This is a genomic window from Streptomyces sp. M-16 (genome assembly GCF_052114405.1).
In the GTDB taxonomy this organism is placed as follows: Bacteria; Actinomycetota; Actinomycetes; order Streptomycetales; family Streptomycetaceae; genus Streptomyces.
The window spans coordinates 41,581-54,197 of sequence record NZ_JBFRER010000029.1; the positions used below are offsets into that span (position 1 = coordinate 41,581).

Consider the following 12,617-nt stretch of genomic DNA (forward strand, 5'->3'; position numbering starts at 1 on the left):
GCCGCATGATCGAGCTTGAGGGACTAACCAAACGATTCGGCGCGAAGACCGCCGTGGACAACCTCAGCTTCCAGGTCAGACCGGGGGTGGTCACCGGCTTCCTCGGCCCCAACGGGGCGGGGAAGTCCACGACCATGCGCATGATGCTCGACCTCGACAACCCGACCAGCGGTACGGTCCGGATCGACGGCAAGCACTACCGGGAACTGCCGGAACCGCTGAAGCACATCGGGGCGCTGCTGGACGCGAAGGCCATGCACGGCGGCCGCAGCGCGTACAACAACCTCCTCTGCCTGGCCGAGTCGAACCGGATCCCGCGGAGCCGGGTGGCCGAGGTACTGGACCTCGTCGGCCTGACCCCGGTGGCCAAGAAGAAGTCGAAAGGATTTTCGCTCGGGATGGGCCAGAGGCTGGGAATCGCCTCCGCGCTGCTCGGCGATCCGGAGATCCTGATGTTCGACGAACCCGTCAATGGTCTGGACCCGGAGGGAATTCTCTGGATCCGCAATCTTATGAAGGGGCTGGCCGCAGAGGGGAGGACGATCTTCGTCTCCTCCCATCTGATGAGCGAAATGGCCCTGACCGCGGACCATTTGGTGGTGATCGGACGAGGAAAGCTCCTTGCCGACTTGTCGATGTCCGATTTCATCCAGCAGAACTCCCGCAGTTACGTGCGCCTGCGCTCCCCGCAGCAGGAACGGCTGAAGGACGTCCTGCACGGGGCCGGGATCGACGCCGTCAGCGTGCCCGCCACCGGGGCGCTGGAGATCGACGGCGTCCCGGCCGAGCGGCTCGGCGAGCTGGCCGCCCAGCACCAGATCGTGCTGCACGAACTCAGCCCGCAACGGGCGTCACTGGAGGAAGCGTTCATGCGGATGACGGCGGACTCCGTCGAGTACCACGCCCACGCGCCGGGAACCCCCGCGCCCGCGGGCGCGCCCACCGCCGCGCCCGCCTGGGGCGCCGGCTACGAAGCGACGCGCGAAGGCGGCAAGTGACCATGGCCTTCTCCGCCGTCCTCAAGTCCGAGTGGACCAAGATCCGCACGGTCGCCTCCACCACCTGGACCCTGGCCTGCGCCCTGCTGGTCACCGTCGGCATCAGCGCACTGCTCTGCTCCTTCGTCTCGTCCCGCTTCAAGGACATGTCCGCCGCCGAGAAGCTCGCCTTCGACCCGACCATGACCAGCTTCGCGGGCATGTCCCTCGGCCAGCTGGCCATGATCGTCTTCGGTGTCCTGGTGGTCGGCACCGAGTACAGCTCGGGCATGATCCGCACCTCGCTGGCCGCCGTGCCCCGGCGCGCGAGCTTCCTCTTCGGCAAGTTCGCGGTGGCCACCGCCCTGGCGCTGCTCGTGGGCCTCGCCACCAGCTTCCTGTCCTTCTTCCTCGGCCAGGCGCTGCTCGGCGACCACGGCATCGGCCTCGGCGAGGACAACGTCCTGCGCGCGGTGGCCGGGGCCGGCGTGTACATGGCCCTGATCGCGCTGTTCTCGATGGGCGTCACCGCCGTCCTGCGCAGCTCRATCCTGGCGCTCGGCATCCTGATGCCGTTCTTCTTCCTGATCTCGACGATCCTCAGGGCCTTCGAGGCGACCCGGAAGGTCGCCCAGTACTTCCCGGACCAGGCCGGCTCCAAGATCATGGAGACCGTCACGGACACCACGAACAAGGTCCAGGCTCCCTACGGCCCCTGGGGCGGCCTCGGGATCATGGCCCTCTGGGTGCTGGCGGCCGTACTCGGCGGGTACCTGGTGCTCAAGAAGCGCGACGCGTGAGGGACGGGAGCGGCCCGGCGTCCTCCTCGTGACGGACGCCTCCCGTACTACGGGACATCCCGGAGCCGGATCTCAGGGAGAGCTCAGGGATCCGCTCCGGGAGGGAACCGGGGAGGACTCGATATCCTCTTAAGGCGTACGCGGGCGAGAGCCGTCCCGGCCTGGCAAGGGGCAGCACGATGATCGAGGCAGTCGGCCTGACCAAGCGCTACGGCGCCAAGACCGCCGTCGACGGGCTTTCCTTCCAGGTCAAGCCGGGTCACGTCACCGGATTCCTCGGGCCCAACGGCTCCGGGAAATCCACCACCATGCGCATGATCGTCGGCCTGGACCGGCCCACCGCCGGGCAGGTGACGATCAACGGCCTCCCCTTCCGGGAGCTGCCGAACGCCCAGCGGCACGTCGGAGCCCTGCTCGACGCCAAGGCCGCGCACGGCGGCCGCCGGGCCCGCGCGCACCTGCTGTCCGTCGCCCAGCTCTCCGGGATCCCCGAGAAGCGGGTCGACGAGGTCCTGGGCGTGGTCGGGCTCCAGGACGCGGCCCGCCAGCGCACGAAGGGCTTCTCCCTCGGCATGGGGCAGCGGCTCGGCATCGCCACCGCGCTCCTCGGCGACCCGCAGGTCCTGCTCTTCGACGAACCGGTCAACGGCCTCGACCCCGAGGGCATCCTCTGGGTCCGCAACCTGATGCGCCGGCTCGCCTCCGAGGGCCGCACCGTGTTCGTCTCCTCACACCTGATGAGCGAGATGGCCCTGACCGCCGACCACCTGATCGTGATCGGCCGGGGGCGGCTGTTGTCCGACATGAGCACCCAGGACTTCATCACGCACAACTCGGCCGGATTCGCCCGGGTCCGCGCGGCGGGCAACGGCCCCGACGGCCGGGTCATCCTGGGGACGGCACTGACGAAGGCGGGCGGCCGGGTGCTCCAGGAGCCCGACGGCGCCCTGCGGGTGACCGGGCTGGAGCTGCCCCGCATCAGTGACCTCGCGCACGAGACCGGCGTACGGCTCTGGGAGCTGTCCCCGCACCGGGCCTCGCTGGAGGAGGCCTACATGCGGATGACGCAGTCCTCCGTCGAGTACACCTCCACCGACGACCCGCGCGCGGAGCTGTGGGAGCCCGAGCCGCTGACCGTCCCGGAATGGGAGGAGGAGGCGCAGGCCCCCGTGGTCCCCGCCGAGACCGCGGCGAGCTTCTTCGCTCCCCCGCCCCCCGGCTCCGGCACGCAGCCCTTCCTGATGCCCGGCAGCGCCGCCGATCTCGCCCCCACCGCCCGGAACAGCCCCGAGGAACCCCGATGACCGCCACCGCCGACGCGACTTCGCCCGCGAGCGCGGGGCGGGCCGACGGCTACAGCTCGCCGCTGCCCACCCCACGACCCCACCTCGGCCACGCCCTGGCCTCGGAGTGGACCAAGCTGACCTCCGTGCGCTCCACCGTGTGGACCCTCGGCTCCCTCGTGGCCCTGGTCGTCGGCATCGGCGTGCTCGCCGTGCTCCAGACCGATTCCGGCGACTACAAGTCGATCCCCTTCGTCGCGCCCGCCCTCTTCGGCATGATGGTCGGCCACCTCGCCGTGATCGTGCTCGGGGTGCTGACCATCACCTCCGAGTACGGCACCGGCCTGATCCGGACCACCTTCACCGCCTCCCCGGACCGGCTGCGGGTGCTCACCGCGAAGTACCTCGTCTTCGGCACGGTCGCCTTCGGCGTCACCCTGGGCTCGGTGGGGTTCGTGGGCATCGCCGCCGCCCTCCTGCACAGCGGCCCCGACGCCGGCCACCACGGTGGCGGCGAGTGGCTGGGCGCCCTGGGCGGCTGCCTCTACGTGACCCTGCTGGGCGTCCTCGCACTCGCCGTCGGCGCCCTCGTACGGCACTCGGCCGGCGCGATCGCCGTCATGCTCGGCCTGGTCACCATGCCCCCGGTCCTCGGGATGATCCTGACGACGTGGCCCGTCAGCAGGGGCCTCGGTCTGGCCGTGGTCCGCTACAACGCGCCGGTGGGGCTGATCCAGCTCTTCGGGGTGCCCAACAGCGGCATGGACGGCAGCCCGAACCCCAGCGACCTGGCCCAGCTGGGGCTGCTGGTCCTGGTCACCGCGCTCGCCGTGACGGCCTCGTACGCGGTGGTGCGCCGCCGCGACGTCTGAGCCCCGGGCCGGTCAGTACCTCGGCGCGTTGCGGGACCGCTGCACCTTCGAGGTGCGGCGGTCCTTCGCGTTCCAGCAGGCCTTGTGCCAGTGCCGCCGGTCGTCCACGCCGCCGTACTCGGGCCAGGCCACCAGGTGCGGGGTGCCCGAGGGGATCTCCTGGTCGCAGCCGGGGCAGCGGTAACGCTTGCCCGCCGCGCTCGCCCCCGCCACGTGCCGGACCTTCCACTCCTCGCCCTGGTACTCCTCGGTCCGCTCCAAGCCGTACCGGTCGAGGCCGGTGGCGGGTCGTTCGTCCGGAGTCTCGCCGCCCCTGGGGCGGTTGTGGCGCGGTGACACGTATACCTCACGAATGGGCGGCCGACAGTGACTTTCTCCCAGACTACGCGCAGCGAGCCGGGGTACCCGCAGGGTGGCGGAGGACGGCCGACCTCCATGGGAGGACCGGCCCGACAATCTCAATAACTTTGCTGTCAGGCCGTGCCTTTGGCACGTGTCAGACGTTGTTGCCATCAGATGTTGATGTCATCAACGAGTCGGTCCACCTGGGGAGGCCGCGTCAGCCGCGAGGAGGCTAAGGCGATGCGCGTAGGAGCGTTTGTACTGGCGGCCCAGTTCCCGGGCCAGGGACAGGGCGAGGCACTGCACCGGGCGGTGCGGACCGCCGAGGTGGGCGAGGAGTCCGGACTGGACTCGGTCTGGCTCGCCGAGCACCATTTCGTGCCGTACGGGGTCTGCCCGTCGGCGGTGACCCTGGCGGCCCTGCTGCTGGGGCGGACCCGGCGGCTGCGGGTCGGCACGGCGGTGAGCGTGCTGCCCAGCACGCACCCGGTGGCCCTCGGGGAGCAGGCGGCCCTGCTCCACGTCACCTCGGGCGGGCGGTTCACCCTGGGGGTGGGACGGGGCGGTCCGTGGGTGGACCTGGAGGTGTTCGGGGGCGGCCTGGAGGCGTACGAGACGGGTTTCCCCGAGGACCTCGACCTGCTGCGGCGCTGGCTGACCGAGCCCCGGGTGGGCGCGGGCGGCGCCCGGCACCGCTTCCGCGAGGTGGCCGTCGTACCGTGCCCGGCGCAGGCCCTGGACGGGGACGGGAGTGGGCCGGAAGTGATCGTCGCCTGCACCTCCCCGACGTCCGTGCGCCTCGCCGCCGAGCGGGGGCTGCCGATGCTGCTGGGCATGCACAGCGGGGACGAGGAGAAGGCGGAGATGGTCGCGCTGTGGGGGCGGACCGCGCTGGAGGCGGGCCACTCCCCCGAGACCGTACGGGCGGCCGGGCACGTGTCGGCCGGGGTGTGCCAGCTGGCGGACCACACGGCGGACGCCCGGGAAGCCCTGCTCAAGGCGATGCCGGGCTGGTTCCGGCAGGGTCTGGACGCCCATGTGACGGTGGACGGCCGGCAGCGCGCGATGCGCGACCCCGTCGCGTACACGGAACTCCTGTGTGACCTGCATCCGGTCGGCAGCCCCACCCTGGCGGCGGACCGGCTGGCGGCGACGGCCGAGCGCACCGGGATCACGCGCTTCGCCCTGCTGACCGAGGGCTCCGGCGACCTCGCGGCGACGGAGGAGAACGTCCGGCGGCTCGGCACGGAGGTCCTGCCGCTGCTGGTGTGACGCGGGCGGGACGCGGCGGGCCCGGGGGCGGGGGGCGGGCCTGGGCTGCCGCTCCGGTGTCAGTCGCACCTCCCGCGACACGGAGCGGCAGCGAAGTACGGTCCCGCTAGCAGTCGCGCAGTTCCGGCGACTGGTTGAGCAGCTGGCCGCGGATCGACGTGAACTTGGCCAGCCGGTCGTCCACCGAGGGATCGAGCGGGAACACCGCTACCCGGTGGCAGTTCTGGAATGCCAGGCGCACCCCGAAGTGCCGCTGCAGCGCACCGCGTATCGCGTCACTCGCGAGCGCGCGCAGCAGCTGCCCACGGGCCTGCTCGTCCGGCGGCGGCGTCTGGTTGTCGGCGAACTCTCCGCCCTCAACCTCCAGCTGGGCCGTCAACGAGCTGATCATCTCCCATGCGTAGGGCAGGGAGGTCCGGACGCAGTCGACGAATGCGGCTTCGTCGACCTCGCCTCGCTCGGCCTGTTCGAGTAGGGCCGGTGAGACGTCGAGCGACATGGGTTCTCCTCTCGTGACCCCGGACGATTGGGTTGCCGGAGTCTTACGGGCAGGGAGGGAGGCCGCGACGCAGCGTGCACGCTCGGCAACCTCCCGCTCACCACGGTAGGCGCCCACCGGGTGCCGCACCAGGAGAATGCGCATACAACGCGCCATCGGCGAACGGGGCTTTCAGGGGCGAATCGCGTGGAGGCCCGTCGGTCGAGTAGCGTTGCCGACCATGCGTCTCGTCATTGCCCGCTGCTCCGTCGACTACGCGGGCCGGCTCACCGCCCATCTGCCCTCGGCACCCCGTCTGATCCTCGTGAAGGCCGACGGCAGTGTCTCGATCCACGCGGACGACCGAGCGTACAAACCGCTCAACTGGATGTCGCCTCCGTGCACCCTCAAGGAGGGGACGGGAGATGACACGGGCGTCTGGACCGTCGTCAACAAGGCGGGCGAGAAGCTCATCATCACCATGGAAGAGGTCCTCCACGACTCCTCCCACGAGCTGGGCACCGACCCCGGGCTCATCAAGGACGGCGTCGAGGCGCACCTCCAGGAACTGCTCGCCGACCGCATCGACACCCTGGGCGACGGCTACACCCTGATCCGGCGCGAGTACATGACGGCGATCGGCCCCGTGGACATCCTGTGCCGGGACGCGTCGGGTGCGACGGTGGCGGTGGAGATCAAGCGCCGTGGGGAGATCGACGGCGTCGAGCAGCTCACCCGGTACCTGGAGCTCCTCAACCGCGACCCGCACCTGGCACCGGTCCGGGGCATCTTCGCGGCCCAGGAGATCAAGCCGCAGGCGCGGGTGCTCGCCAACGACCGCGGCATGGACTGCGTGGTCCTCGACTACAACGCCCTGCGCGGCATCGAGGACGACAAGCTCCGCCTCTTCTGAGCCGGTCTGCGGGCCGGTCCCGCCGGCCGGCCCTCCCGGCCGGCCCTCCCGATGTGTGCGACGGCCCCCCGAGCGAGTGCTCGGGGGGCCGTCGTCGTGTCAGGCGGTCGCCGCCGCTGACGGGGACTGGGGCGCGGTCGGGGACTGGGCCGCCGTCGAGGTGGCCGGGGGCGTCGCGGGCGAGGTGGCCGTCGGGGGATCGGTCGGCGTCGGCGGCGAGTGCGTGACCGGCGGCTCCGAGGTGGCCGGGGGCGTCGTCGGCGGGGACGGGGCCGGCTTCGTCGCGGGCGGGGTCACCGGGGGCCGCTGCGGACCGGTCGTACGGGCGGGCGGGGTCGGCTTCCCGGACTCCCCCGTGCCCGGCCCGGGTGCGGAAGGCGCCGACGGCGGCGGGGGCGAGGAGACGCCCGGCTCGGGTGCCGGATCGTTCCCTCCGCCGCCCGGCACCTGCGGCTGGACCGCCGGCGGGCTGTCCGGGGTCGAGGACACGGCGGGAGCCTGCGGCTGCTCCGGGTCCCCGGAGGCCAGCGCCAGGCCGACGACGGTGCCGAGCGCGACCACCGTGAGCGCGCCGGCGGCGGCCAGCAGCACCGTCTTGCGCCGTCCCGCCGGTTCGGGCTCCGAACGGCCGGGGCCGGTCGGCGGCGCGGGCTGCGGGAGCTTCGGGAAGGCGTCCTCGAACACCTGCGACAGGGTCGTCGGCGTGGACGTCTGCGACGACGGCCGCCCGATCACCGGGGTGATCCGGGTGACGGCCTCGGAGCCCTCGGGGGTCACGGGCCCCACGGGCGCGACGGCGTGCGGCTTCACCATCGAGACGGGCGTCGTCGCGGCCATCGGGGCCGTCGGTGCCGGACCCAGGGCCGGACCCAGGGCCGGAGCCGGCGTCCGGGCCGGTATCGCGGCCCCGGGGAAGGCGGCCGGAGCGGCCCCCGGGAGGTTCACCGGCGCCTCCAGCCGCAGCGGCGGCGACACCTCCACCCCGAGGGCCTCCCGGTCGGTGACCAGCGCCAGGGCCCGCCGCCCGGAGACCGTCCCGCGCTTGTCCGCGAGCGCGCCGCGCAGCCCGATGGAGGCCTCCAGCTCCGCACGGGCCCGGTCCAGTCGTCCCTCGCACAGCGCGAGCACGCCGAGTTCGTGGTGGAAGTAGGCCTGCTCGGCGACCTCCCCCGCCTTCCGCGCGGCCTCCGCACCCGCCCGCAGCACCCGCTCCCACGCCTCCCAGTGCAGGGAGGCGGCGAAGGCCGGCGCCGCCGTGCGGGCCAGGAGTACGGCCGCCACCACATCGGCCCCGGCCAGCGCGGCCAGCACCGCGTCGGCCTCGGCCGCGACCCGCTCCGGAGTCACCGAGGCGTGCCCGGTCCACCAGGCGTAGTGCCGGGCGGCGGTGCGGGCCTCCTCGGCGGCGGTGTCCCCGTACCCGGCCTCCTCCAGCTGCCGGGCGACCCCCTCCGCGAGGCGGTGGCGCGGCCCGACGGGGGTGACCAGCCCGCAGCCCAGCAGTTCCGCGACGGCGGAGTCGGCGTGCGTGTCACCGACCAGCGCGGGCAGGTGCGCGTGGTGCGGGAGTTCGCCGCCCAGCGCGCAGGCGATCCGCAGGGCGGCCCGTGCCGACTCGCTGACCCGGGAGGCCAGCAGTTCGGCGGGGGCCGCGCCCTCCGCGAGGGTGGGCAGCGGCACGTGGGCGGGGTCGCGGGGGCGTTCCTCGAAGACGCCCGGTTCCTCGTCCTCGTCCGGGGCGGACATCCGGTTGATCTCGTCGCGCTGCCGCAGCAGGGCGGCGGCCTGGACGAAGCGCAGCGGCAGCCCCTCGGAGGCGAAGCGCAGGTCGCCCGCCCAGGCGGTCTCCTCGTCGGTCAGCGGCCTGCCGGTGCGCGCCTCCAGCAGGGTCACGCAGTCGGCGCGGCCGAGGCCGCCGAGGAAGACCTCCTCCAGGTGCACGTCGTCGGAGGGGGACTTGGTGTCGGGGGCGGCGGCGAGCAGGTAGGCGCACTCGGGGGTGGCGCGCAGCAGTTCGTCGAGGGCGGCGCCGCCCAGCTCCAGGTCGTCCAGGAGGACGACGGCACCGATCTCGCCGGCCCGCGCGAGGAGTTCCGTACGGTCGGGGCGCCGGTCGGGGGCCTCGTACACGGCGGCGTAGAGGGCGTACAGCAGCTCGGCCGGCTGCTGGAGGCCGTACCCGCTCAGCCGGACGACGCCGTCGGGGGCGAGGCCGGCGCAGTCCCTGGCGACCACGTCGAGGAGGGCGGAGCGGCCGGATCCTGCGGGCCCGGTCAGCCGGACGGAGCGTCCGCGCCCCAGCAGCCGGACGATCCGCTCCCGTTCCTCGGCGCGGCCCAGGAGGGGGACGGCGGGGACGGGCGGACCCGGGAGCACGGGGGGCCGCGCGGCGGTGCCCCGGGCGGCGCGGGAGGCCGCGTCGCGCTTGGCGGGGCCACGGCCGGCGGCGGGGGCCGCGGTGGGGCGCAGGGGCTCGATCTCGCTGCCGTCGACGGGGTTGACGGTGAGGGTGAAGTCCCCCGCGGTCAGGGTCACGATCCGGGCGGGTGCCAGGGGGGCCGGGGGTGACCCGGCCGGCCCGCCCGCGCTCTGGTGCGCGGCCGGTCCGCCCGGCTCGGGCTGCCCCTGTGTACCGTCCGTACGGTCCATGACCAAGTCCCCCGATCGCGTCGCGCGCGCCGCCGTCGCCGCCGTCATTACGCCCGGCCTTCGCTCGCGCCGCTGTCGCTACTCGTCCGGTTTCCGCCCGAACCCTAGACCGTGGCCGGGCGCGCGGGAACCGCAGGGGTGTCTTCACCACCGGACCGTTACGTTTCCTCCGGATACGTCCGGGGTGGAACGGAGGGGGGCGGAAGGGCGGACGGGCGCTCAGACCCGGGGCAGGGATTCCGCTTCCAGGCCGCCCTCGATCGCCAGGATCCGGTGCAGCCGGGTCGCCACCAGGAGGCGCTGCATCCGGTCCGGCACCCCGCGCAGGACGAGGCGCCGGCCGCTGCGCCCGGCCCGCCGGTGGGCTCCCATGATCACGCCGAGTCCGGTCGCGTCCCAGGAGTCCAGGCCGGTCAGGTCGAGCACGAGGTCGCCGTGGCCGTCGTCGAGGGCGGTGTGCAGGACCGTACGGGCGTCCGCCGCGCTGCGCACGTCGAGACGACCCCCGACAGCGAGTTCGGCGTGGTCGCCCCTGATGTGCATGTGTACTCCCCGGATGTACTGCGTGCGTCTGGTCCGACTGATCCGTGGTCGGCAACTCTCACTGCAACTGACTGCCCCGCGGGCGGGGAAGTTGCCGACCGTGAGCGAACCGATACCTAATTCACCCCGTAGGGTGCGGAGATTCGAACGGTCGTTCTCAGTGCTTGTAGAAGCCCTGTCCGCTCTTGCGGCCGATGTCGCCCGCGTCGACCATGCGGCGCATCAGCTCCGGCGGCGCGAACTTCTCGTCCTGCGACTCGGTGTAGATGTTGCTGGTGGCGTGCAGCAGGATGTCGACGCCGGTGAGGTCGGCGGTGGCCAGCGGCCCCATCGCGTGGCCGAAGCCCAGCTTGCAGGCGATGTCGATGTCCTCGGCGGAGGCGACGCCCGATTCGTAGAGCTTCGCGGCCTCGACGACGAGCGCGGAGATCAGACGGGTCGTCACGAATCCGGCGACGTCGCGGTTGACGACGATGCAGGTCTTGCCGACGGACTCGGCGAACGCGCGGGTGGTGGCGAGGGTCTCGTCGCTCGTCTTGTAGCCGCGCACCAGCTCGCAGAGCTGCATCATCGGCACGGGCGAGAAGAAGTGCGCGCCGACGACCCGCTCCGGACGCTTCGTCACGGCCGCGATCTTGGTGATCGGGATGGCGGAGGTGTTGGAGGCCAGGACCGCGTCCTCGCGCACCAGGTCGTCCAGGGTGCGGAAGATCTCGTGCTTGACCTCCAGCTTCTCGAAGACGGCCTCGACCACGATGTCCACGTCCGCGACCGCGTCGAGGTCGGTGGTCGTCGTGATCCGGGCGAGCGCCGCCTCGGCGTCCTCGGCCGTCATCTTGCCCTTGGCGACGAACCGGTCGTACGAGGCCTTGATCCCGTCGGTGCCACGGGTCAGCGCGGCGTCGGTGACGTCCCGCAGGACGACGTCCCAACCCGCCTGAGCGGAGACCTGAGCGATCCCGGAACCCATCAGTCCGGCACCGATGACGGCGAGCTTCCCAGCCACTGCACACCCCTCGTTTCCCATGCGGGCCAGTCTCATGGCCTCTCCGGCGGAGACTAGCGTCCGTGAGGGACGGTGTGACCGTGAAGTAACACGCGTCACGTCTCAGATGACGGACATCACACTGGTACGGCCCAGCACCCGTGCGCCGCCCCCCAGTTCACCCGCCGCCGCCGGCGGGGCGGCGGCCGTTCGGGTCCCCGGCGGCCCCGCACTACCCTGGCGGCATGGTGAACCTGACGCGTATCTACACCCGTACCGGCGACCAGGGCACGACCGCCCTCGGCGACATGAGCCGTACGCGCAAGACCGACCTGCGCATCTCCGCGTACGCCGACACCAACGAGGCCAACGCCGCGATCGGCACCGCCATCGCGCTGGGTTCCCTGCCGGACCCGGTCGTGAAGGTGCTCGTCCGGATCCAGAACGACCTCTTCGACGTCGGCGCCGACCTGTGCACGCCGGTGGTCGAGGACCCCCAGTACCCGCCGCTGCGCGTGGAGCAGTTCTACGTCGACAAGCTGGAGGCCGACTGCGACGCCTTCAACGAGGAACTGGAGAAGCTGCGCAGCTTCATCCTGCCCGGCGGCACCCCGGGCGCGGCCCTGCTGCACCAGGCCTGCACGGTGGTCCGGCGCGCCGAGCGCTCCACGTGGGCGGCGCTGGAGGAGCACGGCGAGGTGATGAACCCGCTGACGGCCACCTACCTCAACCGCCTCTCCGACCTCCTGTTCATCCTGGCCCGTACGGCCAACAAGGAGATCGGCGACGTGCTGTGGGTGCCCGGCGGCGAGCGCTAGGCGACAGGTCCTAGCGGTCCTTTCCGGCCAGGGCCCCCGCCTCGCCGGCGGCCGGGTCCGCGCCCGCCGGGGCCTTGCGCGGCCAGATCGAGTAGGTCGCGGCGACCAGCGCCTGGATGCCCAGGACCCGCAGGGCCACGAACTGCCAGGACCGCAGGGCGCCGGTGTCGGCGGCGTCGCCGACGTACCAGACGCCGGCCTGGAGCAGGGCGAGCGCGACGGCGGCGCCCGCCAGGGTCCGCGCCCACAGCTTCCACTCGTGGACGGCGCGCTCCCGGCCGTGCTTCGCGCCCGGCGGTTTCGGGCCACCGGCGAGGCGGTGGGCGGCGTGCCGGTCGAGCCACTTCAGGGTGTAGTGCCCGTAGCCGACGGTGTAACCGAGGTAGAGGGCGGCCAGGCCGTGCCTCCAGCCCGGCTCGCCGCCGTTCCTGAGGTCGACCACGGAGGCGGCCAGCAGGGCCAGCTCCAGCAGCGGCTCGCACAGCAGGACGGCGGCCCCGAGCCGCGGCATCCCGGCGAGGTAGCGCAGCGCCAGTCCGCCGGCGAGCAGCACCCAGAAGCCGACCTCGCAGGCGATGATCAGGGGGACGAGCACGGCGCACGCTCCGTTCCGGTGGGGCGGGGTCACGGGTTCCCCTCCAGCGTCCCGGCCGGCGGGCGCCGCGACCTCGTCCCCCGTGACGAA

General features: G+C 72.7%; 13 protein-coding genes. 7 read left to right on the top strand and 6 right to left on the bottom strand.

What is annotated here, in order from left to right:
* The first annotated feature begins 5 nt into the window (after nt 1–5).
* From AB4039_RS15915 to AB4039_RS15930, 4 genes are all read left to right on the top strand, one after another.
* Nucleotides 6–998 carry an ABC transporter ATP-binding protein gene (locus AB4039_RS15915; RefSeq protein ID WP_442271001.1) on the top strand — a complete coding sequence of 331 codons (993 nt, stop codon included), beginning with the start codon at nt 6–8 and terminating at the stop codon, nt 996–998.
* Between the two features lie 2 nt (nt 999–1,000).
* Nucleotides 1,001–1,777, top strand: coding sequence for an ABC transporter permease subunit (locus tag AB4039_RS15920; protein WP_442271002.1), 777 nt, complete (start codon nt 1,001–1,003; stop codon nt 1,775–1,777).
* A gap of 179 nt (nt 1,778–1,956) precedes the next feature.
* Entirely contained in the window at nt 1,957–3,081 is a 1,125-nt protein-coding gene (locus tag AB4039_RS15925; protein ID WP_266842345.1) for an ABC transporter ATP-binding protein, read from the top strand.
* Nucleotides 3,078–3,932 carry an ABC transporter permease gene (locus AB4039_RS15930; RefSeq protein WP_266842344.1) on the top strand — a complete coding sequence of 285 codons (855 nt, stop codon included), beginning with the start codon at nt 3,078–3,080 and terminating at the stop codon, nt 3,930–3,932. The genes AB4039_RS15925 and AB4039_RS15930 overlap by 4 nt, the downstream gene beginning before the upstream one ends.
* A 12-nt stretch (nt 3,933–3,944) precedes the next feature.
* Here AB4039_RS15930 and AB4039_RS15935 read toward each other — a convergent pair whose 3' ends face one another.
* Nucleotides 3,945–4,271, bottom strand: coding sequence for a hypothetical protein (locus tag AB4039_RS15935; RefSeq protein ID WP_030235836.1), 327 nt, complete (start codon nt 4,269–4,271; stop codon nt 3,945–3,947).
* 243 nt (nt 4,272–4,514) lie between these two features.
* Here AB4039_RS15935 and AB4039_RS15940 point away from each other — a divergent pair, with 243 nt between their 5' ends.
* On the top strand, nt 4,515–5,546 hold the full coding sequence (locus tag AB4039_RS15940) for an LLM class flavin-dependent oxidoreductase (protein ID WP_266842343.1): 1,032 nt from the start codon (nt 4,515–4,517) through the stop codon (nt 5,544–5,546).
* 106 nt (nt 5,547–5,652) lie between these two features.
* On the opposite strand, the gene AB4039_RS15945 is transcribed toward AB4039_RS15940, so the two are convergent.
* Nucleotides 5,653–6,045 carry an SCO5389 family protein gene (locus AB4039_RS15945; RefSeq protein WP_030235830.1) on the bottom strand — a complete coding sequence of 131 codons (393 nt, stop codon included), beginning with the start codon at nt 6,043–6,045 and terminating at the stop codon, nt 5,653–5,655.
* A 220-nt stretch (nt 6,046–6,265) separates the two neighbouring features.
* Between AB4039_RS15945 and nucS the strand changes: the two genes are divergently transcribed.
* Nucleotides 6,266–6,937, top strand: a complete 672-nt coding sequence (gene nucS, locus AB4039_RS15950; RefSeq protein ID WP_266842342.1) for an endonuclease NucS — start codon at nt 6,266–6,268, stop codon at nt 6,935–6,937.
* Between the two features lie 99 nt (nt 6,938–7,036).
* On the opposite strand, the gene AB4039_RS15955 is transcribed toward nucS, so the two are convergent.
* The 3 genes from AB4039_RS15955 to AB4039_RS15965 form a co-directional block, all read right to left on the bottom strand.
* Complete coding sequence (locus AB4039_RS15955) at nt 7,037–9,586, bottom strand: ATP-binding protein (protein WP_442271003.1); 2,550 nt, start codon at nt 9,584–9,586, stop codon at nt 7,037–7,039.
* A 219-nt stretch (nt 9,587–9,805) separates the two neighbouring features.
* Nucleotides 9,806–10,129 (bottom strand): STAS domain-containing protein, encoded by a 324-nt coding sequence (locus tag AB4039_RS15960; protein WP_030235822.1) that lies wholly within the window; start codon nt 10,127–10,129, stop codon nt 9,806–9,808.
* Nucleotides 10,130–10,286: 157 nt separating this feature from the next.
* A complete protein-coding gene (locus AB4039_RS15965; RefSeq protein ID WP_030235820.1) occupies nt 10,287–11,135 on the bottom strand; it encodes a 3-hydroxyacyl-CoA dehydrogenase family protein in 849 nt (282 codons plus the stop codon).
* Nucleotides 11,136–11,359: 224 nt separating this feature from the next.
* On the opposite strand from AB4039_RS15965, the gene AB4039_RS15970 reads away from it, so the two are divergent.
* Nucleotides 11,360–11,932 carry a cob(I)yrinic acid a,c-diamide adenosyltransferase gene (locus tag AB4039_RS15970; protein ID WP_266842340.1) on the top strand — a complete coding sequence of 191 codons (573 nt, stop codon included), beginning with the start codon at nt 11,360–11,362 and terminating at the stop codon, nt 11,930–11,932.
* A 10-nt stretch (nt 11,933–11,942) separates the two neighbouring features.
* On the opposite strand, the gene AB4039_RS15975 is transcribed toward AB4039_RS15970, so the two are convergent.
* Nucleotides 11,943–12,527 carry a hypothetical protein gene (locus AB4039_RS15975; RefSeq protein ID WP_442271004.1) on the bottom strand — a complete coding sequence of 195 codons (585 nt, stop codon included), beginning with the start codon at nt 12,525–12,527 and terminating at the stop codon, nt 11,943–11,945.
* Between the last annotated feature and the right edge of the window lie 90 nt (nt 12,528–12,617).